Consider the following 23980-nt stretch of genomic DNA (forward strand, 5'->3'; position numbering starts at 1 on the left):
CCCCATTGTTCAACTGCCCAAGTTTGGAGGTCTGTGAAATTTTCTAATTTCATACTCTGACTCTAATACACCCCATTTCCACTTTAAAAGATGTTGGTAATGACAAGCCCTATAAGGGTGGGGCTAGAAATACGAAGCCTGCCTTCGCAGGCTAAAAGTTTGATGGGAGCATCCCAAATGTGCAAAAACGCCCTCACCCTATAAGGGTGGGGCTAGAAATACGAAGCCTGCCTTCGCAGGCTAAAAGTTTGATAGCCTGCGAAGGCAGGCTTTGTTGGTATAGCAATACCCTAGAAGGGTATTGCGTCAAAATTGGGATGCTCCCAGTTTGATAGCCTGCGAAGGCAGGCTTTGTTGGTATAGCAATACCCTAGAAGGGTATTGCGTCAAAATTGGGATGCTCCCCTTGGTAAGTTAATGATTGGGATACCATGCAAAGAGACAGGGAAGGGGATTGCTTAAAACTACTTTTAGGGTTTTGCTAAGATTGGTTACATAATGTAATGTTAACCTGGCAAATTGCACCCATACTTGAGCAAGACACCTATGCAAACTGCGATCAAATCCGATGAAGAACCCAATAATCGCTTGTTTTCTAATTTGGAATTTGATGGTAAGCGGCTAAGTCATCAACCAGGAAGCGTATTAGGTAGCACAGCATTAATTGCGGGAACTACGGTAGGTGCGGGAATTCTCGCCTTACCGGCGGTAACTTTACCCTCTGGTATTGTTCCATCCACAGTCTTATTAATTGCGGTTTGGGTATACACTCTAGTGTCTGGTTTATTGATTGCAGAAGCCACAGTCAATACTATGAGGCTAGCAGGGCGTCCAAATGTGGGGATGTTAGCGATGATTGAGAACACCCTGGGCTTAATTGGTGGGCGAATTGCGGCGGGTACTTACTTATTTTTACACTATGCCTTACTAGTAGCTTACACCACCCAAGGCGGCGAGATTTTAGGAAATGCGATCGCTAATTTATTCGGCGTTCACAATGTTGTACCTGCATGGGTAGGAACCACTGCGTTCACCCTGGTATTTGGTGGGATTATGTATTTTGGGCGAGATAAGTTTGTCGAAAAGCTGAATAGCGTATTTGTTGCCATTGTTCTAGCTTCATTTTTAGGACTATTATTACTCGCAGGCGGACAAGTTAAGACTACACAGTTTTTCTTTCAGAATTGGAGTGCAGTAGGTAGCGCTGTATCTGTCATGGCAGTAGCCTTGTTTTACCATAACATTGTGCCAGTGGTCGTGACTCAGCTAGAAGCAGACACCAAAAAAATTCGTCAGTCGATTGTCATTGGTTCAGCGATTCCCTTAATTATGTTCCTAGCCTGGAATGCAGTCATTTTGGGAAGTGTCAGCCCAGATATTCTGCATAATGCTGGTAATAGTCAAGGAATATTTGACCCCTTAGAAATTTTGCGCTCTGGTGGTGCGGGAGAATGGTTAGGAGTGCTAGTGTCAATTTTCTCAGAATTTGCGATCGCCACATCATTCATCGGCTTTGTCTATGGATTGCTAGACTTTTTTCAAGAGATATTTTTATCAACTCAAATCCAATTTACCAGCCGCTTGCGCCTCTACTCCATGATTCTTTTACCAGCGATGAGTTTCGGCGTCATCAGTCCCAAAATTTTCTTTACGGCTTTAGATTATGTTGGTACATTTAACATCTCAGTTTTAGGCGGAATCATCCCCGCATTGATGACATGGAAACAACGACAACAACATACAAATAAAGTATATCAATCACTTGTCCCCGGTGGTAAAGCTACACTCACTATCATGATTTTCATCGCATTAACCATCATCAGCAAACAGATTTGGTCAACAATCATCAATAATTCGTAATTCGTAATTCCTAATTCGTAATTCGTAATTTGTAATTCATAATTAAATTAACAAATGACTATTGACTATTGACTATTGACTATTGACCAAAATAATGACAAACCGTTTAATTAAAATCAGTAAATTTCTCAGCAAATATCTGCGCCATCAACCCGAAAGCCTGGGAATTAAACTAGAATCTGGTGGCTGGGTGAATGTCCAAGAATTATTATTAGCTTGTGCAAAACATCAATTCCCCATCACATTGCGGGAATTACAAGAAGTAGTGGCTAATAATGATAAAAAACGCTTTTCCTTCGATTCTACAGGTACTATGATCCGTGCAAATCAAGGACATAGTGTAGAAGTTGATTTGCAGTTAGAACCAGTGACACCGCCAAATGTGTTGTATCACGGTACAGGACACAAATCTGTAGAGTCAATTATGCAAACAGGAATTGCCAAAATGTTACGCCATCACGTGCATTTATCTGCCAATATTGCCACAGCTAAAACCGTTGGTGCAAGACATGGAAGACCTGTAGTTTTTGCTATAGATGCGGCGTCAATGTATCAAGCCGGTTATCAATTTTATTGTTCCGATAATGGTGTTTGGTTAGTTGATAATGTACCGCCTGAATATTTGCAAATAATTTGAAATTCTACTCTGTGTTCTCTGCGGTTCTATAAATCTAAATGCGTAGGTTGGGTTGAACGTAGACGCGGAGCGGCTTCCCGTTCGACGAAGTCGTTCCCGAAGGGTAGGGTAGTGAAACCCAACACAACCCGGAAATGTTGGGTTTCGTTCCTCAACCCAACCTACATCTAATGACTAATGACCAATGACTAATGACCAATGACCAATGACAGCTATCTTTAATCGCGCCTATCTACTTATCAGTATTGTCACTGATTCAAGTTAGCTAAAAACTTGAATAGCATATATATGTAATGTAGTCGGGATAAAACTATGTCGGAATTGTCGCTTCATTGCCAAAATTTAAAAGAACAAGTTGAGTATATCCTAAAACTTTTACAGCAAGAACCGACATTTCGCTCTTACGATATTACACCTATTCAAACTTCTTTAGATAAAGCTATTTCTCCGCAATTTGAAATTGTCTTTGCTGGTGCATTTAGTGCTGGTAAATCAATGCTAATTAATGCACTTTTAGAAAGAGAATTACTATATAGTGCTGAAGGACATGCTACAGGTACAGAGTGTAAAATTGCCTATGCTGAAGCCGAAAAAGAAAGAGTAGTATTCACATTTTTGAATGAAGCGGAAATTCGCGAACAAGCTTTATCTTTATGTAAAGAATTAGGATTTACCACCGTTGCTAATATTAATCAACCAGATGTCATTAATTTACTCAATCAAGGTTGTAAAGCAATTCTCCAACAAGAGGGTGGGGAAAATAAATCGGAACGCGCAAAACAAGCCAAGGCTTTAATGTTATTGCTGGAAGGATATATCGCCAATCGTCAACATATCCACACAGTAAATAATGCTACTTATTCAATGGCACAATTTAACTTTAGCAATATTAAAGAAGCAGCAAATTATGCGCGTCGTGGTAGTAATAGCGCTGTATTAAAACGAATTGAATATTATTGTCATCATCCGCTTTTACAAGATGGTAACGTACTCATCGATACGCCGGGAATTGATGCGCCAGTTGAAAAAGATGCACAGTTAGCTTACGAAAAAATTCAAAATCCAGATACTTCCGCAGTGGTATGCGTGTTGAAACCTGCGGCGGCTGGTGATATGACGAAGGAAGAAACAAAGCTGCTGGAAACGATGCGGAGTAATAATGGAATTCGCGATCGCATTTTTTATGTCTTTAACCGCATTGATGAAACTTGGTTTAATGCGCAACTCAGACAACGCTTAGAAGATTTAATTAGCAATCAGTTCCGCGATACCCACAGAGTTTATAAAACCAGTGGCTTGTTAGGATTTTATGGCAGTCAAATTAAACAAACAAGTCAGCAAGATAGATTTGGTTTAGATTCTATTTTTGCAGCTAGTGTGAAAGCCATCAATGGTGTAGAAGAAACGCCACAGTTTGTCCATGAATTTAACCGCTACTGTGCTGGTAAGTTATCAGCGAGTAAATTCCGGATTGCGGTAAATAACTTTGAAACTCCTAACGAGAACTATATTAGAATTTTAACTGAACAAGGTACGCCATTAATTTTACAGTTAATTCAAGATAGTGGCATTGAAGAATTTAGAACCGCAATTACGCGCTATCTTACCCAAGAAAAACGCCCGCAACTTTTCTTGAATTTAGCGGAAGATTTACAATCTATTTGTATTCAACTAAAAAATCATTATCAAACTGTCTATCGGGAATTAGCGAGTCAACCCCAAGAACTTGAGCCGATGAAGGTACAGGAATTGCAACGCCTGAACCAGCAATTACAGCAAGTTTCCAAAGACTTTACACAGCATATTACAGAAGAAGTCAACCATTTAGTTAATAATACCTGCGATGAATTTGAAGCAGATTTTCGCCAATTACAAGCCAGGATGATTCGCCGTTTAGATGAATTACTAGAAAGCTTTTCTGTAGCTGATGCTTATCGCCGCGCAACTCTCAGCCATCCCCGGAATGCAACTGCACCTTTACTCGCTATTTTAGTAGAAGCATTTTATTATTTATCCAATCAATTGGAAGATAATTTAATGATGTCTTCTCAGCATTTAATTGCTAATCTATTTCAGCAGTTAATCGAAAAAATTCGCAAATCCGAATATTATCGCCAATTATATAGTTTATTAGGTAATGATGGCGGCATTGAAGCTGAAGTTAAAATTGCCGAAAAAATGGTTTCTCAAGCTTTAATTATTGCTGCGAGTGTAGAGTGCGATCGCTTTGTCAGAGAAAGTCCCAGATTTTACGATGAAGGCACTTTTTCTATCTATCAATTTCGCAAAACATTACAGCAAACTTTTCAGGGTTACGACTGCGAAAGCATGATTGAAGCTGAACCAGCTATTAAGCAATTATTAAAATTAGATTTTGAGCCAAAAGTCTCCCACACCGTCCGTAAATCCTTCCGCCAAACTGTCAATCAAATCCTGAAAAATCAGTTATTAGAAATGGCGGATAATCAAGCAGATTATATCTTGCAGCAGAATCCCCAAGCCCGGAATTTTCTAGAAAAAACTCTCGAACAAGAAGCAGAGAAAAAGATTGCTAATAATCACCGTTTATTGCAAGAAGTGAAACAGAAAATTGCTGCATATAATTTAGCTGCGTCCAGTATTAATACAGGTTTACAACTCATGGAAGTAAACGAGCATTTATTACCCTTAATTAAGGATATGGAAGCAGTAGAAGAAAATATCGACCCCAGGACTACTAGCAACGGTTTTCTAATTTCTGATGGTTTGTTAGATATTGTCGATAGGGCATAGGGCATGGGGAAGAATTTACCTCTGTGTACTCTGCGCCTCTGTGGTTTAATAATACCAATTTAAATAGTTTTTGCAGCGCATCAATATATTCTACAGGTCATGGCAATGTCTATTCGTGAGGCTCCGCCTCGAAAGCTGATAAATTGAGGCGGCAGCCCACAGATCATAGCTCCCACGCAGAGCATGGGAGCTAGATGGAATCGGGGTTTCACCTTAAATATGAACGACGTTTTTTAACTAGGCAATGTATAATATTGAGCGATCGCGCTTTTAATTGCTTCCCGACTTTCACTAGCAGAGTTACCATTACCCTTTTCTATTTTCGCCACTTCATCTGCTAAAGATTCATCTTTAATCGCCTCTTTTAACCAACACGAATAATCTCCTTGTTGCAGGTGAAATAACCAAGTTTCATCATCAACACCTTCAGCTATTTGGGTAAATAAAATTAAATTTTGCGCGCGCAGATTTAACTTAGAATCTGGCCCCCGGAAGTAAAAGCTTTTATCTTCCCCTAACTCCCCTTCTGCGTATTTGCGTACATGACGCCGACGTTCAGTTTTTCCTGGGGTAATACGAAAGCGGAAGGGTTCTGCATCTTTTTTACTAAACCAGGCTAATGCTTCCCCTGGTTCTAAGGTTTGGGGTGTTAATTGTGGCGGACAATGACCAATAGTTTCGCAGAATAATTTGATATTCTTTTCTGGTGAGTTCCCCACAGTGAGAATCGTATCCACCAATGATAAACCTGCTGAGGCTACATGATCGGGATGGACTGTAATTAACATCATCCCGTGGAGTTGTTGGGGTAATGTCAGAGAAGCTGGATTCCAAGATGCAGGGATGAGATGATGAGCTTCATCTACGACTATCCAGTGAGGACGACCAGTACGCGATCGCAATTCTAACAATACTGCTAAAAGTTCCGCAAAAAACGCCGGACGATCCTGTAACGCAATACCCAGCAGGTTAACTACCAAATTTTGCTGCGGCTGTTCTAATAAATCTTGTACCTCTGCAATGCGGGGCGATCGCTCAGTATCGCCTAAAATTACTCCAGGCTCAAAGTTTTCGTAGTCTCCCTCTGGATCGATAATACAAAATTGATAGTTTTGCTCGGCAATTCGTTCTAACAAAGCTGTGGCTAAGGTGGATTTTCCGCCACCAGAAGTCCCAGCAAGTAAAATACTTGTACCGTAGGCGTTCATCTGCACTTCGGAACCGTCTGCTTGGGTACCCAACAAAATTTTGTGTCTTTGTAATTTTTCGTCAACTTCAGACACATCATCAGCAATCATTTTGTCGATTAATTCAACGACGCCATCACCCCGATTACCTTGGGTAACAAAATCTACCCGTTCTTTCACCATCGGTAATGCATTTCCCACCGCTACAGATAACTCGCATAAATTGAGAAAAGCGTGGTCATTTTCCGCATCACCCACCCCAACAACGTTATGTGGCGATAACTTCATTTCATTTAAAGCTGCTAACAATCCGGCGGCTTTGTTAATCCCGGAAGGTAGCACCATGACTGCACCTTTGTTAAAAATCACCTGCAATTCTAAACCTAAATCACGGATGGTTTGCAGTACAGTAGTTTCATGGGGATGCCAAGTCGCAACTATGACTTTACCAACTGATAGCGGCTCGACATGGCGATCGCGTAATGCTTGAATAAACTCCGATGGTGGTTGAGAACCTAATAACTTTTCCTGACGAGTAGCTGGTGAATAAAGCAAAGCACCATTTTCTGCTACTACATAGTCAAATAAATCGATATGTTGAAAAACCTGCTGTAAATCATCTAACTGTCTCCCAGTTACTAATATTAGCTTTCTACCAGAAGCCCGCAGACGTTCTAATGCTGCTAACGTGTTTTCGCGGACATGACCATCTGTAGCGAGAGTACCATCATAATCGGTAGCTAATACAAAGTAACGCATAGGAAAATTAGAAAACTGGTAATTTGGTTCACTTAGGGAATTCTAGGTAAAAAATATTTTATTGCTCTTGTTCACCGTCAACCGTCAACCGTCAACCGTCAACAACTGAAAGCGGAATAATTTATTTTTTGGAGTTCCCTTATTAGAATGACTTGCCCTACCAGCTTTCTTTATCCAGCCTGAGAGGTAAAAATTTAGCTGAAAAATCAGCCTTTGAGAAAAGATAAAATATCGTTGTTTAGCTGTTCCCTATGGGTATTGGTTAAACCGTGAGGTGCGCCGGGATAAACCTTGAGGGTAGCATTCTTGACAATTTTAGCCGATGCGATCGCCGCCGCAGCAATCGGTACAATCTGGTCATCATCGCCATGAATAATCAAAGTTGGGACATCGAACTTTTTCAAATCTTCAGTAAAATCTGTCTCCGAGAAAGCCTGAATACAGTCAAATGTATTTTTATGACCAGCCAGCATCCCTTGCAACCAGAACCAATCAATCATACCTTGGGAGACTTGCGCACCCGGACGGTTAAAGCCGAAAAAAGGGCCGCTAGCTAAATCTTTGTAAAGTTGCGATCGGTCGCTTAGGGAAGCAGTGCGCAAACCGTCGAACACTTCAATAGGTGAACCATCGGGATTATTCTCTGTTTTCAGCATCAACGGCGGTACAGCAGATATCAATGCAGCTTTAGCGATTCTACCTGTACCATGACGACCGATATAACGCGCCACTTCACCACCACCTGTAGAGAAACCGATTAAGATAACTTCTTTTAAATCTAGGGTTTCTATCAACGTAGCCAAATCATCAGCATAGGTATCCATCTCATTCCCATCCCAGGGTTGACTTGAACGCCCATGTCCTCGTCTATCGTGTGCGATCGCGCGATAACCGCGATCGGCGACAAAAAGCATCTGATATTCCCAACTATCAGCATTCAGAGGCCAACCGTGACTAAAAATCACAGGTTGTCCAGCACCCCAGTCTTTGTAATATATCTGCGTGCCATCTTTCGTGGTAATTGTACTCATGAAATTCCTCATAAATGGGTAGGGATTTAATTGGATGAATGCAATTATTCAGCCAATAGAAACTCAAAGTTGCCCATAATCGCAAGCAAGCAATTAAATAAATTGCACCAATCATTAAGGTGGGGTGCTTTATGTTGCTTATTTGCCCTTTTTCATATCCAAGCCAATTATGCAGCGTATATACCCACACTTAAAGCAAAAATAGCAATATCTATCTAAAGTAGGAATTTTTGTCCCAATTTGTAAAAAAATGCGACAGATGGTAAGGGCATGGCATTGCCCATTGGTGTCAACTTAAGTTCAAAACCTTTCTCTATCTCGTTTCCAGCCTCCGGCTGGAAATGCGTATTGCGAGGCTCCGCCTCGGAAGCTGATAAATTGAGGCGGCAGCCCACAGATCATCGCTCCCACGCAGAGCATGGGAACCAGTTATATATTGATGTTCTACAAAAGCTATTTAAATTAGTATTACTACAGCAGTTTTCAGCTATTTGAACCACATCTGTCGTAGTAGGGAACATAGACAATCTTTTGGTACATACAATAATTTTACTGGTGCCGTGCCCCTACAGCGTGGTCTATTTACCTAAAAATAGCTGTAAGTGCAAGTTTGCAGACAACATGAAATACAACCAAACAAAAACCCTCACCTTCATCGCAAAAAATAGAAGGTGAGGATTTTCAAATCAGAGAATTAGTTTTACACTCGCGCAGGTAAAGATAACCGTGCTGGCTGGGTTAAATTACCACTTGCACTAGGATTAACCTCATCTGCTGCTAACAAATCCCGAATTAATTTAGTTAAAGCCTTTTGCAACAAGCGATTAGTAATTTGTTGCCCTAAACGCTGTACTCCAGGATTTAAAATTAATTGCGCAAGCTGAGGCGCAAATTGCACTGGATCGAAACCACGAGTATCTCGGAGAATATTCAAAATTCGTTTGATATGCTCTAAGGTTTGTTGTTGTTCAACTGTGGCTGCTGGAGTTTCGTTAATTGCTGTAATTCCTACCTGTTCGCGTAGTAAATAGGTAAAGTTATGCAAAACATTTTTACCTACAGCATTGAGTCCATTGACAAACTCATCTACCAATTTGTCGCGAATAAAACCGCCACGTTCGGAAGCTAGAAAATCTACACCTTGATTGAGTACCAAATTGAAATCGTAGTCTTCATTACCCCGCGCATTTTTTAAGAGGTTTTCTAAGCGATTCCAACGGAATTTACCTTCTTTAAACAGTAAATCTTGCAATGATGCTCTCAATGCTGGTGCGGGATCGGTTAACAAACGTTTGGCGACGTAAGGATAAGCTTCACTCAACACTTTAAAATTGGGATCGATAAATATTGCAATCCCTTCTAAAGTGACTAAAGAACGAATAATTAAAGCGTAGTAAGGCGGAACGCGGAAAGGATATTCATACATCAAAGCTGAGAGTTCATCGGTGATGCTTTTAATATTCAAATCTGCAACGCTTGCACCTTGAGCATCTGCAAAGACTCTAGCAAAGGCGGGAATAATTGGTGTTAAGTCGGTTTCTGGGGAGAGAAAATCTAACTTAACGTAGTCTTTGGCTAAACCATCAAAATCACGGTTAACAACATGGACGATCGCCTCAATTAAACCATAACGCTGGGGTGGCTTAATCTCGCTCATCATGCCAAAGTCGAGATAAGCTAATTTACCGTCAAAGGTGGCTAATAAGTTACCAGGGTGAGGATCGGCGTGGAAAAATCCATGTTCTAGCAACTGACGCAGCGAACACTGTACCCCCACTTCAATTAAATAACGAGCGTCTATCCCTCTGGCTTTAATTTCCGGGGTTTGGGTTAATTTAATCCCGTTAATCCACTCCATCGTCAACACGCGACGATTGGTGTATTCCCAGTATATTTTCGGAACGTAAATGTCTTTAAGATGACCATATAACTGGAAAAAACGCTCGGCATTTTCTCCTTCATGTATATAGTCCATTTCTTCAAAAATGCGATCGCCTAATTCATCAAGAATCCCAACTAAATCGCTGCGTACTCGTTTAAAGCTTTTCTTTGCCCAACCAGCTATGCGACGTAAAATATATAAGTCAATGGTAATTCGTTCTTTTAAGTCAGGACGCTGGACTTTAACTGCTACTTCTTCACCAGTTTTTAGCTTACCTTTATAAACTTGTCCCAAAGAAGCCGCCGCAATTGGTGTGGCTGAAAGTTCTGTATAAATTTCCTCTGGGGGTGCGCCGAGTTCTTCTTCAATAAATTGGTAGGCAATTTCGTTGGGAAACGGCGGTAATTGGTCTTGGAGTTTGGTAAGTTCTTCTAAGAATACAGGAGGAACCAAATCTGGTCTTGTGGATAAAGCCTGACCAATTTTGATGTACGCAGGCCCTAATTTAGTTAATAATTCTCGCAGTTGTGCAGCGCGGCGACGGTCATTTTTCACCACAGTTCCCCGTTTGCTGTCCCACCACAAACCCAAAGCAAAGGAGAGTGTCGGCCCTAAAACAGCAAAAATCCGCCCTAAAACTTGGAGAGGTCTGTCTTGATAATGTGCTGCAATCTCTGCTGGATCGTAGCGCGTCATCTCAGTTTCTCTCTTATTAGTCAAGGCTCTTTGTTGCTCGGCTGCTATCAGTCTTGGCGATTTCACCACCAAGCCTTGGGTGTCATTTGCGGACACAACTTCAGCAACATATAGCTCGTCACGGCGGTTGTTGCTACCGCCATTGTCCTCCTCGATCGGTCGGGAAGCTGGGGGAAGTGTTTTCACAATCATGAAGAATGCCACCGGTCGAATTGATTATGTAAAGTATTGTAACAATATGTTTTACATTCAGCACCCCGATTCAGTTAACAAAGCAGTTTTCTCTCCAGATTATCAGGATTTCTTAGCTGAGTTGCCCCTTAGCAAATAATCCTTAATCCAGGAGAGTGATTAAATTATATTTGTTATGTTTGTTAAATTTTATCCGCCTTCCGGTTAGTGGGTTAGCTTTCCCCATCTCCTATGTCCAAAATTGTCAATTTCGTTAGCGGACACCTTGACCTGACACCAGTAGAGTTTGATACATACTACCGTCCGGAAATCGATCGCGCGATCGCCCAAAATGAATCCTTTATTGTTGGTGATGCCAAAGGTGCAGATACCCTTGCACAACAGTATCTCATAGAAAGAACTCAAGCTGTGACTGTTTATCACATGTTCGCCAGTCCGCGCAATAATCTTGGATTCCCCACCCGTGGCGGCTTTCACAGCGATGTTGAGCGCGATACCCAAATGACATTAGATTCCGATCGTGATATTGCTTGGGTTCGTCCTGGAAGAGAGCGATCGGGAACTCAAGCCAACCGCGATCGCCGATTAAAAACATAAATTACGAATTACTACTAAGCTATTCTGCTTTTAAGTTGCACAATCCATCGTGAGGGGTGTTGACTGTTGACTGTTGACTGTTGACTGTTGACTGTCCTTATGAGTATTTATGCAATTTAGACGCGCATTAGCTTACTCGGCTTCGCCAATTAACGTAAACGCAGACCAATGCAAAGGATTGGTATATTTATCTTTTGCTGTTAACATTGCTTTTCGTAATGCTGTAGCTTTGTCAAGACCTTGTTGCAGATTTTGATAAAATTCGGTCATTAAAAATGCTGTAGAACCATCATCTACAGCCCAGAGAGAAACCATCACGCTGGGAACACCTGCGCTAATTAAAGAACGAGATAAACCAATTACACCATCCCCAGTAATCCGACCTCTACCCGTATCACAAGCACTGAGAACAACTAAATCTGCATTGATTTTCATATCTAAAATTTCTTCCGCATTTAGCAAACCATCATCTTTAGCAGATGGAGTTAAAGCAATAGCACTTCCCAAACCCCGGTTATCATCCAGTAAGCCATGTGTAGCTAAATGAATATATCGCGCTTGCTGCATTTTTTGCGCGATCGCTGTTTCTGTTGCCTCACCACCTGTGATAGCTTTAGTTTTGAGTAGAGGTGCGATCGCAATTGCTTCGCGTTCTGCACCCAATAACGGCGGTAACTTGATTGGTTTTTCTCCTACTTTTAAAGCTACACTCGGCATGGTAGGATTACCGACTACTAAAGCTTCTCCTGTCCCGATTTGCGCTTGCCCATGTTTCAGCTTTTGCTTGCGTGTTAAATCCAATACCTGAATTGATGGCGCAGTTAAGATAGTGTGCTTTTCAATTAAATATTTATTGTCTGCATCTTGCAGCGCTGGGAAAGGAACCAAGAACAGGGAACCCTGAGGTATAAATATTACGCGGTCGTTGGGGTTTTTGGGTAGACTGTCTGCGATCGGTTTAATTAATATTTCATGTAATTGCTTTAAGCGTTGATTTTGGTTAGCTTTATTTACATTATTATCAGCAACAAAGATACCTCTAGCCCGACTGTTAATATCTACCACACCAATAGAAGCGCGAACACTGTTAACTAATGTAGATAAATCTGTATTTTGCTTTTGCCATAAAGGCTTAAGGTCACTGCGATGAAATGAGACTTCACCTGTAGGTTTAATTACCCAAATATATAGTTCTGAGTCTTCCCATTGTGATTTACCTGCTATTTTGAATTCATCATAAATAATCGAATATTGGACAAGGGTAGCATTTTGTGATTTGGCGATTTGTTTAATCTCTGCAATTTTTGGTGGGGTGGGGAATTGTTGTTTGGGGTTAGCATATAACCGAGAAGTAAGTAACTCTACAAAAGCACGTCCCCGTCCGCGTTCGGCTATTTCTAAAGCTGCTTCAGTTTTATTCTGAGCAATGAGGACTTGTTGTAAAGTACGATAGGTGCTACTTTGTTGCTCAAAAATTGAGACCTTCTCACTATCTTTTAATTCTCGACCTCGCAGAGATTCTAAAACTTTTATGCCTTCAAACAAGGTACTCTCTGCTAAAGTGAGATTGCCTTGTTTGTAGAAAGCAAGACCGAGATTTCCCAGTGCTTTACCCTCACTATTACGGTCTTTAATTTCTCGTGCGATCGCCAATTTTTGTTGTAGGTACTCAATAGCTTTGGGGTAGTCTCCCAAGGAAAAGTAGGTAGTACCGAGATTTCCCAGTGCTTTACCTTCTCCTTGACGGTCTTTAATTTCCCGTGCGATCGCCAACTGTTGTTGTAAGTACTCAATAGCTTTTTTGTAGTCTCTTAAGGAACCGTAGGTAGTACCGAGATTTCCCAGTGCTGCACCCTCACTTTGACGGTCTTTAATTTCTCGTGCGATCGCCAACTGTTGTTGTAGGTACTCAATAGCTTTGGGGTAGTCTCTCAAGGAATAGTAGGCAATACCAAGATTTCCCAGTGCTGCACCCTCACTTTGACGGTCTTTAATTTCTCGTGCGATCGCCAACAATTGTTGAGAGTACTCAATAGCTTTGGGGTAGTCTCCCAAGGAAAAGTAGGCAATACCGAGATTTCCCAGTGCTTTACCCTCATTTTGACGGTCTTTAATTTCTCGTGCGATCGCCAACAATTGTTGTTGATACTCAATAGCTTTGGGGTAGTCTCCCAAGGAATAGTAGGTAAGACCGAGATTTCCCAGTGCTGCACCTTCACTTTGACGGTCTTTGATTTCTCTTGCGATCGCCAATTGTTGTTGTAGGTACTCAATGGCTTTTTTGTAGTCTCCCAAATCAAGGTAGGCAGCACCGAGACTTCCCAGTGCTTTACTCTCACTATTACGGTCTTTAATTTCTCGTGCGATCGCCAAGGTTTGTTGTAGGTAATCAATAGCTTTTTTGTAGTCTCCCAAGTTACGGTAGGCAACACCGAGATTTCCCAGTGCTTTACCCTCATTTTGACGGTCTTTAATTTCTCGTGCGATCGCCAACAATTGTTGATAGTACTCAATGGCTGTTTTGTAGTCTCCCAAGTTACGGTAGGCAACACCGATATTGCCCAGTGCCCAACTCTCTCCATCACGGTCTTTGATTTCGCGATAGATAAACAGTGCTTGTTGCCAAGATTCCAATGCTGCTGTAAACTGACTGGTTTCAAACTGCTTAATACCTTGCTGAAACAATCTATCTGCTTCGGCTTTACGTGCATCTGTTGTTTGTGCCAAAACTCGCGATGCTGTTACCATTGGCAAATTAAAAACAGAAGAAGTAAAAACAATCACTAATAAACAAACAAAAATACCAAAGCCACTTTTATAAAAACGCATCATAAATTATTAATGATGAATTATGAATTATGAAATTAGCAAAAAAAGGCAGAGGAAGCATAGGAAAATAGCTATTGCCTATATACAGCGAATTGCAAGTTGGTGAGATACAGATAATCGTTAATTGTAGGGGCATTGGCACTGCCATGCCCCGAAGCGCGTACCTCATTTACCTGAAATATGCTGTATATTCTTCTGCCATCTGCCATCTGCCTCCTGCCTTCTATTACGGCAAACCCACTAATATAAACATCCCCCAATCTAAAGGGTTAGGATGTTGTTTCATTGTCGCCAACATCGCTTGACGCAAAGCTGCTGCTTTATCAGAATTTTTACTTAAATTTTTATGAAATTCCGTCATTAATTCCGCCGTTGGTGCATCAGGAATATCGCCCAAAGTTCCGATTACACTATTTGCACCCGCCACAAAAAACGCACGAGATAAGCCAATTACACCATCACCTGTGATTTTTCCTAAAGCCGAATCACAAGTACTTAAAACCACCAAATCTGCTTTTAACTTCAGCTTATTAACTTCGCTACTAGTTAACCAACCATCATCTTGACTCGAAGGTGTAAACGCCAATAAACCAGGAATTTCTAAAGCTTGTGCTAAAAATCCTGTGGTTGCTAAATGAATCATCCTAGCGTTGGACATTTGCTGGACAACATTTGTCTCTGTTGCCGCATCTCCGATTAACGCTTGAGTATTATAGATATTGGCAATACTTTTTGCTTCCTTTTCTGTACCTGGTAGCGGTGGTAGTTGGTTAAATTTTTCATCCTCATATAAGGGTTTATTAGGTAAGGTAGGATTACCAACTACTAGCACATTTTCATTACCATTGGTATTTGCAGCGCTGCGTTTTGCTAATAAATCTAGAACTTGAATTGCAGGTACAGTAGAAATTGTATATTTTTCAATTAAATATTTATTATTTTCATCTTGTAGCGCTGCAAAAGGTACTAAAAATAACTTATCTTGAGGAATAAAAATTACTCTAGAATCTGGATTTTCTGGTAAAAGGTCAGCAATTGGTTGAATTAGTAATTGATGTAATTGTTTCCAGGTTAAATCAGAATTACTTTGTTTACTTTCTGTAATTTTAATTATCCCTTTATTTAACTCATTTCTCGCCTTACTTGTTGGTTGAATTTGCTTAATTAAATCTGCTAAACTCCTCTTGCTTTTTTGTTGCCAAGCTTGTAAATCAACTTTACGTAAAGAAATTTCTCCATTCGGCGGAATTACCCAAATTACCAATTCTGAATCTTGAGTTTGTCTTTTACCATCAACAGTCACATCCGCCTGTAACAGAGAATATTGCACCAGGGTAGCATTTTGACTTTTAGCTACTTGCTTAATTTCCTCAACTCTGGGCGTATCTGCATTTTTGGTTGGTAGACTTTGAGCTAATAAATCTACTAAACCTCTTTCCCTTCCGCGTTCAGAAATTTCTAATGCATCTGTGGGTTGATTTTGTGCAATTAGAGATTTGAGGAGATTTTGAGATATAGGAGTTTGCTTTTTTAATATTGATGTTTGATTAAGATTTTTTAATGAAACTGGCGCTTTATCTAATGCTATAGTTGAGGCTAAAGGCAATGTCAAGCAAGTAACACAGCTAATAAATACCAGAGCTAATTTGCGTTGCATATTTTCCTATTTGTAAATAAATTTAGTCAACATTTTTCTCTAAATCTATCATTATACCTGGGGATATAATCTCTGATGTTGTGAGAAATTTAATAATTGTAGGTGCATTGTGCTACGCGACAACACACCCCACATTATTAGCAACCATCGCGTAAATTACGAATTACGAATTACGAATTAAAATCTATGCATTCCGTATCCGCTCTAAAGCATCAAGAGATTTTTGAGCCAGTTCTGTTTCCCCGGCTTTTTGGAAAATATTTGCTGCTGTTTGCAAATCAGAAATTGCTTGCTGCTTACTTCCCAAGGCATAATTAGACATACCTCGGAACAAATAAGCATAACCAATATTAGAATTTAGGGAAATAGTTTGGTCGAAATCAGATTTAGCTTCTTGATATTGTTTTAAACTAAAGTAAGCAAAACCTCTACCTAAATAAGCATAGGGATTATTAGGAGCTATGCGGATTGCTTTATTAAAAGCTTGGATAGCGCCACGATAATCATCTTTTTCTAACAATGTAAAGCCTTCATCTATGTAGGCTTTTAGATTATCATTATCAGTTGTTGATTGAGTGAATTGAGGTTGTAAATCATTGGTGGGTAACTTTTCGGCATTAGCTTTAGGAGCGCAAACCATTAAGCCAAATACAACCATCAAAGATGCTAAACCTTTAATACCTTTCATTTCTACTTCTCCAATAAGATAAATGACAAACAGTCGTGAAAATTGCTAGTAGAGACAACGTGACATTGGCTGCGTTAGTTATGCAAAACCTTGGTTTTGGTTGTCTCACTGCTCTATAGTTCTGAGCTAGTAGAACTTATGCAGTTTGAAAAAGTGAAGCAATTTTCCTTTGCTGTTTGTCTATATCTTTAGGAGTGAGGGGGTTATTTGACATACTCCCCAGCCTAAAGGCGTGGGGATTCTGGGTTCAAACAACAGTTGCAGGCATAGCCCGTCTTACACTATCTCGCCCGACAGACAATGCCCTGCCTGTTTCCACAATTCTATCAACAAGCCGTCCTTAAAGCGGCGCACTGAGAGCTACACCCGAAGTGGACGGGGCTTTAAACCCAGGTTTTTGGTAAAAAATTGGGTATAGGGAAGCCGTGACGGGTAAGCAGGAGTCTCCCCAAGTATCTGAATCTTGCATTTGTACCCTTATACCAATTCTCCAAAATGCAGCAACAGATCCCAGATCAAAAACCCTTGCTATATATGGCTTTCTTAATTTTGAATTTTGAATTTTGAATTTTGAATTGGTATTAAAGGGTGTAGGTGCAAGATATTAAATGGGAAACTTTTGCGCCGGATTAACCAAGAAACTGCCAAAGCACTCTATCAAATAGCGCTTTCACGTTTTAAATAGTATTTTTGCGGAATCGCCATTTTTACATTTGTAGGTTTGGGAAGAATTACGTACATAAGTAGCAAATGTAAAAAAATGCATATTAGCATCACGGATGACTTGAAGAAGCGATTTCATGCCAGCTGCGTTATGCGGGGTAAAAATATGAGCCAAGTAGTCATTGAGCTAATCGAGCAATGGCTGGAAAGCAACGAGGTTCACCAAGCAGGGGAGATAAAGAGACTATAGCAGTAAACGAAATTGGATGGTCTGGCTACTGCTAAAACCAGTTCTGAGAAACCTTATCAAATTACATAAATGGAGTTTAAGTAAATGGTACAAACAATCTTAATTTTGACAGCAAATCCTCAAGGTACTTCACAACTACGTTTAGATCAGGAAGTGCGAGATATTGAAGAAGGACTACAGCGAGCAAAGCAACGCGATCAGTTTATCTTAGAACAGAAGTGGGCAGTGCGACCGAGAGACATCCAGAGAGCAATGCTGGATATCAATCCTTCTATTATTCATTTTTCTGGCCATGGCACAGGGGATGAGGGTTTAGTATTTGAAGATGAAACAGGTTCAGCAAAGCTAGTTGATGGCGAAGCCTTAGCGGGATTGTTTGAACTGTTTGCAGAGCAAGTTGAGTGTGTTGTTCTCAATGGCTGTTATTCGGAAGTGCAAGCAGAAGCGATCGCACAACATGTTAATTATGTAATTGGTATGAAAAAGGCGATCCCAGATAAAGCAGCAATTGAATTTGCTGTAGGTTTTTACGATGCTTTAGGTGCAGGAAAGCCCGTTGAATTTGCCCACAAATTTGGTTGTGCTGCAATTCGGTTAGCAGGTATTCCAGAGCAACTCACCCCAGTTCTCAAGAAGAAGCCAAATATTAATGAGAAGGAAAATTTACCTCTAAAGCAGCTTTCAGTCACCAATGAACCAGCATCAGAGACATCTCAAGAACTCACCGATTCTGACAGGGAAATACTTACAGAACTCTTGATACGTAGTGGACGTGCAGAATATTCGGCACGAAAAGCACTTTGTATAAAAATTGGAATTGAAGCCAATCAACTTGGATTTTTAAGACAATCAACCGATGCTGACTTTGCTTTAGAGTTAATTAGCTATTTGCATGATACAGATAACAAAAAAGCTCTTTGCCAAATCTGCAAAGAACTTGAAGTTGTGTTTAAAACAGGGAAATACGCAGCTAATTTAGAAAGTATTAAATCAAAATTAAATTATAAATAGTGTAAAAAGTGAGATGAAAATATTATGGCTCCAAATTATTTACAAGAATCTGATATAGAAACATTAGCAAACTTATTGTTACGTAGCCAACAATCAAGAACAAGAGAAGCACTATGTATAAGAATTGGAATCGATCCCCAGCGAATCGGATTTATAAGAGATTCTTCAGATGCTGACTTTGTTACACAACTAATTTACTATTTAGATAATGTAGGCGATCAAGAAGCTCTTTGTAAGCTTTGTTGCCAGGAATTATTTCCTATATTTAATAAATCAACATATAGAGCCATCTTAGAAGAGATTGCAGTAAAACTAACTTGTAATCATGACTGTGTAAAGAATTCTCCAGATTATAAAACATTAAAACAGTCAAGTTCTCTCAAGCCAAATCTCGTTCCTGAATTCGCAGCCAATTACCCTAATCAACTAGATAAATCAAAACCTGAATCACTGTTTATAAAAATCGGTAACGTTAACAAAAAGTTACTTATAAGTGGTGTAATACTTCTATTAGGTCTAGGAGGGTTTGCACTACATGAGGAAATCAGCCAAACTGTTGTAGATCCCAAATATAATGCCTTAACGGAATTTCTCAAAGCAAGAAAGTGGGAAGAGGCTGATGGCGAAACAGCTACAATCACTCGCAACATAATTGGAAAAGACAAAGCTCATCCACTCTATATTAATGATCTCAAAACTTTTCCTTGCACTGATCTACGTAACATAGAACAACTATGGCTAAAGTATAGTGACAAACGCTTTGGCTTTAGCAAGCAGAAGCAAATCATTAGCAATTTAGTTATCACACAAACGGAACAACAGAAAAAAGAAGACTATGCCTGGAAAGAATTTTCAAACCAAGTTGGTTGGTATAGGGTTATTTCCAAGCAGAATGCCCCCGACGGGCATTTTCCGGCAATAGGAACTTGGTGGAATGCGTATGAACCAGGGTGGTTGGAGGCGCTTTTCTCGCGTATCGATGCTTGTAACGCAGATAAGGATCGCAATCCCTAGTAGGTTGGGTGTAACGTAGCTTGCTTCCCTCAAACATCGAGTTTGCGTAATTGTTCCACTAACTCATTAGATACCATTGTTAACCTTAGCTTTGAATAATTTAATATCAGGTTAAAGAATAGCTTTATTTAATATCAAAAATATAACGATATTTCATCATGATCTGGAACAAAAAATTGGCATGTATCATCTCTTCAGAGAATAAGATGACTACTGTCTCAAAGACACCCAACATTTATTAATGCGATCGCAAAAACCATGTCGGGAGTCGCAAAAATAGCTTTTGATACTACAATTGCTATTTCGGGCATCGCCAAAATAGCTTTTGAGACAAAAATTGCTATTTTGGCGATGTCTACAGCAATTGATACCTACCGAAAATATCTAGCTTGCAGTTCCGACTCAATTTAAACTGTCACACCTTCTAACTCTTCATCGGTTAACTCATACAATTGACGTAACTTATCTAACTTATCTTTATCCGCTTGCCAAAAACCCCGCCCATGCGCCTCTAACATCCTCCCTACTATATTCCGAAAGGCTTCCGGGTTGGCTTTGCGTAACTTTTCCGCCATCTCTGCATCTAAAGCGTAAGTATCCGCAGCTTGGTCATATACCCAGTCGTCAGTAAAATCCGCAGTACCGCCCCAACCAATCAACGCTGTCATCCGTTGAGAAATTTCAAACGCCCCACCAGAACCTTGATTAGCCATAGCTTGCGCCCATTTAGGATTTACCAACTTCGTGCGGTATTCCATCCGCAGTAAATCATCTAAATTTCGCGGTGTGGTGTCTTTCGAGAAACTTTCAACAAAACTAGTGGTTATCTTCTTCCCGCGTTGCTTTTCGGCGGCTTTCTTTAACCCACCAGTATTAGCGTAATATTCTTGAATATCGGTGATACCATATTCTACCGAATCTATTTCTTGAACAATGCGATCGCTTGTTTTTAATAAAGTATTCAAAACCTCAGGTCTAGCCTGTCCCTTATCCTGTCTCCCGTAACTAAACACATTGCGACTTTGCCAAGTATTACCTAACTCCTCACCCGATTCCCAATTACCATCAACAACTTGGTCATTCACCAACGAACCAAAATCCCCAGCTGGGTTAGAAAACAACCTCGCCGATACATTCTCCACCCCTTGCGCCTTTAAAGCTAAAGCATGTTTTCTAATAAAATTCTCTTCTTCAGGTTCATCAGCATCAGCAGCCCGTTGAAATAAATCATCTAATAACTCGATGATATTCACAAAACTATCGCGGAAAATTCCCGAGAGATTTCCTAACACATCAATTCGCGGATGTCCCACATCAGCCAAAGGTTTCAACTCATAACGAACAATTCTCCCCGTTCCCTCCTTCACAGGTTCAGCACCCACCAATTCCAACAAAATCCCTAACGATTCACCCTTAGTTTTAATCGCATCTAAACCCCATAACATCACCGCCACAGTCTCCGGATATTTCCGATGTTCTTGTAAATGCTGGGCGATAATTTTTTGCGCTATTTCCCTACCCCGTTCATAGGCAGCAGGCGACGGCATTCTATAAGGGTCTAAAGCATGAATATTTCTCCCCGTAGGTAACACCCCCGGCCCATCCCTTAACAAATCACCACCAGGCGCAGGCGGAATATACTCACCATTTAAACCCCTCAACAAATTCCCCAACTCATCCCTAGATTGCATTAATAAACTTCTTATTTCTTCTCCTTCGCGCCCTTCGCGTCTTCGCGGTTCGTTCCCAAAATAAGCCTCCAAATACCCCGCCAACTTTTCCTCATCAGGTTCCTCCCCCAAAACATGCAACCCCGAAGAAAACAAGCGCCCTTCTAAAACCTGCAAATACTCATACAACTTCACCAAATAATCATCAAAAACATGGGCACTAAACATCCGCACATTTTCATAACTAAAAGGAATCCCCAACCTTTTTGCATCTTCTAACGGACAATCCGCATCCAACCCAGTATCAACAATTTTTTGACAAATCCCTTCCTGCAAAACATAATTCTTTTTTGGATCTTCCCGATACTCAGAAATCAAATCCCTTAAAGCCAACAATTCCTTATACAAACCAGCACGACCATAAGGGGGGACATTATGAGAAATTAGCACCCCATAACCGCGACGCTTCGCCAAAATTGACTCCGAAGGATTATTTGCCGCATATATATATAGATTAGGGATATCTCCTAATAAAATATCCGACCAAGAATAACCCGTATTTCCTAAAGGCGAACCCGGTAACCATTCCACAGTTCCGTGCATTCCAAAATGCACCACAGCATCAGCTTGAAAATCATTTTGTAACCACTTATAAAAAGCCGCATATTGAGGGTGAGGTGTTAAATCTCGCTCAAACATTAACCGCATCGGGTCGCCTTGTAAACCCAAAGGCGGCTGCACCCCTATCCAAATATTTCCTAACTGTACGCCACCAATTTGAAACTCATCACCATAAGTTTTAATCCCCGTTCCCGTGAGAGATTTCCATTGCTTCTCAATGCGAGAAGTACGGAGATAACCTAACCATTTTTCCAGGGTGCGAACGTTAACTGAAGCAGGGATTATGTCTTTCTCTCCTTCATTGATACTTTCATCTGCTTCCTTTACCCAGCGAATTAACTCTTCCCCATCATCCGGTAAATCGCTTATGGTATAGCCTTGTTCTTTTAGTGCATTGAGGAATTTTAATAAACTGCGTGGCACATTTAATAAAGCAGCCGTACCCACAGCCCCATAACCGGGAGGAAAACCATATAAAATAATCGCTATTTTTCGTTCCGATGCAGATTTTTGGCGTAAATTAATCCAGCTTTTTACCCTACCAATTAATCGCTGTACTCGTTCGGGAATCAAATAAATATCTTCACCCACCAAACCACCCAAGGGAACCGTATCAATCGCCCCATCGAGTTCAGGTAAAGCATATAAAACTACACTTTGTAAACCCCCAATTCCTTGACGAGTCCAAGAATAAATATCTTGAATTAATAAAGGTGCAGCGACAAAATAAGGTACATTTTTCGCTGTTAAAATGCGTTTAGCAACTTCTACCTGTCGCCCTGCTTCCATTGAACCGGCGGGGCCGCCCACTAAAGGAAAACCAATTGTAGATACAACAGCATCAACTTTCACCGCTTCTTTGGAAAGAGAAGGAGTTTCAATATTACCCAATTCTCTTTGCTGAATTTCATAATCAGTTGTCATCCAATCTCTGACAGCTACATGTCCTTCTACACCATTGATAAAAATTGGTAAAGGAATTAAACCAGCCGCTTCAAAACGTCTAATTAATTGGGGAATATATGCTTGTTTTGTAATAACATGTTTGCGATACAGCAGAATTCCCACAACTGGATTGTTAACATTGAATTTCTGCTGATACCATTCTAAATATACTTTTGGTGATTCAAAAAAACCTTGATAATCTGGATGCAATAAACCCATATTTGGCGTTTCCACAGGTGCGGGAATATCGCCAATTTTTAAGCCTAAATATTTTTCTGCTAATGTCCAAAATAATGACGCAACGTTATCTACGCCACCAGCATTCCAATAACCGTAGATAATTAACCAGTTGCGTAAATCTTGAACTTTTTGCACGGGCACATATTTGAGTAATTTCGGCCCTACTTTTAAAAAGCTAATATAACCAGCGAGTTTATCTTCTTCTCTACCATTACTAAATTTATCGAGAATAAATTTTACTGGCTTGGGCATACCTTTGGGTTTATCGCCAATAGCAAAATCGCCCAACTTGGTTAAACTCATTAATTCTAAAGCCGACTCAAACACCAAGCGGATGGGAATTTGGGAAATGCGATCGCGAAGCCACAAAACCTGGTCATAATCAAATATTAAACTGCCAAAAAATACCTCAGCGCCTTGGAGTGCGGTTTCTACTTCCTGACGCTTGGTGGTAATATCGCGATCGCTAAACACGCGAATATCCAAATCAGAACAGCGAGAGTTAGCTAAAAACGCCGCTTTTCTATACAAGTCAGCGTTAAAGGATTCAAACCCAGCAATCAAGACGATGCGTTTCATGCAGTAAGTTATAAAATATCTCTTGATCTCGATCTTAATTCGCTTTTCAAGGTAAAACCTCACAACTTACGCACTCAGATCCCCCAACCCCCTGCAAAAGCCAGGGTCGTTTTATTGGTATTTTGTCATTATACCTAAACTTACGGTTGCAAATTTACCTTATTTGCTGTAATAAATCTGCAAACAAGGTAATTTCTGAG

The 23980-nt window shown here is 40.4% G+C and carries 15 protein-coding genes; 8 read left to right on the plus strand and 7 right to left on the minus strand.

From position 1 onward, the window contains the following. Nucleotides 1–546: 546 nt before the first annotated feature. The 3 genes from H6G08_RS15815 to H6G08_RS15825 all read left to right on the plus strand — a co-directional run bounded on the left by H6G08_RS15815 (nt 547) and on the right by H6G08_RS15825 (nt 5269). On the plus strand, nt 547–1860 hold the full coding sequence (locus H6G08_RS15815) for an amino acid permease (RefSeq protein ID WP_190544356.1): 1314 nt from the start codon (nt 547–549) through the stop codon (nt 1858–1860). Between the two features lie 94 nt (nt 1861–1954). Continuing rightward, complete coding sequence (locus H6G08_RS15820) at nt 1955–2497, plus strand: RNA 2'-phosphotransferase (RefSeq protein WP_199322606.1); 543 nt, start codon at nt 1955–1957, stop codon at nt 2495–2497. Between the two features lie 312 nt (nt 2498–2809). Next, entirely contained in the window at nt 2810–5269 is a 2460-nt protein-coding gene (locus H6G08_RS15825; protein ID WP_190544359.1) for a dynamin family protein, read from the plus strand. A 233-nt stretch (nt 5270–5502) separates the two neighbouring features. Here the strand turns inward: H6G08_RS15825 and H6G08_RS15830 are convergent, their stop codons facing one another. The 3 genes from H6G08_RS15830 to H6G08_RS15840 form a co-directional block, all read right to left on the minus strand. After that, nucleotides 5503–7215 carry an HAD-IIB family hydrolase gene (locus H6G08_RS15830; RefSeq protein WP_190544362.1) on the minus strand — a complete coding sequence of 571 codons (1713 nt, stop codon included), beginning with the start codon at nt 7213–7215 and terminating at the stop codon, nt 5503–5505. A gap of 206 nt (nt 7216–7421) precedes the next feature. Beyond that, nucleotides 7422–8246, minus strand: coding sequence for an alpha/beta fold hydrolase (locus H6G08_RS15835; protein WP_190544365.1), 825 nt, complete (start codon nt 8244–8246; stop codon nt 7422–7424). 700 nt (nt 8247–8946) lie between these two features. Continuing rightward, a complete protein-coding gene (locus H6G08_RS15840) occupies nt 8947–11016 on the minus strand; it encodes an ABC1 kinase family protein (RefSeq protein ID WP_190544368.1) in 2070 nt (689 codons plus the stop codon). 231 nt (nt 11017–11247) lie between these two features. On the opposite strand from H6G08_RS15840, the gene H6G08_RS15845 reads away from it, so the two are divergent. After that, nucleotides 11248–11613, plus strand: a complete 366-nt coding sequence (locus H6G08_RS15845; RefSeq protein WP_190544371.1) for a hypothetical protein — start codon at nt 11248–11250, stop codon at nt 11611–11613. 132 nt (nt 11614–11745) lie between these two features. On the opposite strand, the gene H6G08_RS15850 is transcribed toward H6G08_RS15845, so the two are convergent. From H6G08_RS15850 to H6G08_RS15860, 3 genes are all read right to left on the minus strand, one after another. Next, the gene (locus H6G08_RS15850) at nt 11746–14442 is read right to left on the minus strand and encodes a CHAT domain-containing protein (protein WP_190544605.1); all 2697 of its coding nucleotides are present in this window, start codon (nt 14440–14442) and stop codon (nt 11746–11748) included. Nucleotides 14443–14668: 226 nt separating this feature from the next. Then, nucleotides 14669–16099, minus strand: coding sequence for a CHAT domain-containing protein (locus H6G08_RS15855; RefSeq protein ID WP_190544374.1), 1431 nt, complete (start codon nt 16097–16099; stop codon nt 14669–14671). A gap of 184 nt (nt 16100–16283) precedes the next feature. Then, nucleotides 16284–16787, minus strand: a complete 504-nt coding sequence (locus H6G08_RS15860; RefSeq protein WP_199322607.1) for a tetratricopeptide repeat protein — start codon at nt 16785–16787, stop codon at nt 16284–16286. 721 nt (nt 16788–17508) lie between these two features. Here H6G08_RS15860 and H6G08_RS15865 point away from each other — a divergent pair. From H6G08_RS15865 to H6G08_RS15880, 4 genes are all read left to right on the plus strand, one after another. Then, entirely contained in the window at nt 17509–17700 is a 192-nt protein-coding gene (locus tag H6G08_RS15865) for a plasmid partition protein ParG (RefSeq protein WP_277877833.1), read from the plus strand. 84 nt (nt 17701–17784) lie between these two features. Then, on the plus strand, nt 17785–18711 hold the full coding sequence (locus tag H6G08_RS15870; protein WP_190544380.1) for a CHAT domain-containing protein: 927 nt from the start codon (nt 17785–17787) through the stop codon (nt 18709–18711). Between the two features lie 24 nt (nt 18712–18735). After that, the gene (locus tag H6G08_RS15875) at nt 18736–19725 is read left to right on the plus strand and encodes a GUN4 domain-containing protein (RefSeq protein WP_190544382.1); all 990 of its coding nucleotides are present in this window, start codon (nt 18736–18738) and stop codon (nt 19723–19725) included. A gap of 258 nt (nt 19726–19983) precedes the next feature. Then, nucleotides 19984–20136: a hypothetical protein gene (locus tag H6G08_RS15880; protein WP_190544385.1), complete on the plus strand. Its 153-nt coding sequence runs from the start codon at nt 19984–19986 to the stop codon at nt 20134–20136. Here the strand turns inward: H6G08_RS15880 and bchH are convergent. Then, entirely contained in the window at nt 20133–23780 is a 3648-nt protein-coding gene (gene bchH, locus H6G08_RS15885; RefSeq protein ID WP_190544388.1) for a magnesium chelatase subunit H, read from the minus strand. The genes H6G08_RS15880 and bchH overlap by 4 nt on opposite strands. Between the last annotated feature and the right edge of the window lie 200 nt (nt 23781–23980).

Origin of the sequence: Calothrix anomala FACHB-343 (genome assembly GCF_014696435.1) — a bacterium.
In the GTDB taxonomy this organism is placed as follows: Bacteria; Cyanobacteriota; Cyanobacteriia; order Cyanobacteriales; family Nostocaceae; genus Aulosira; species Aulosira anomala_A.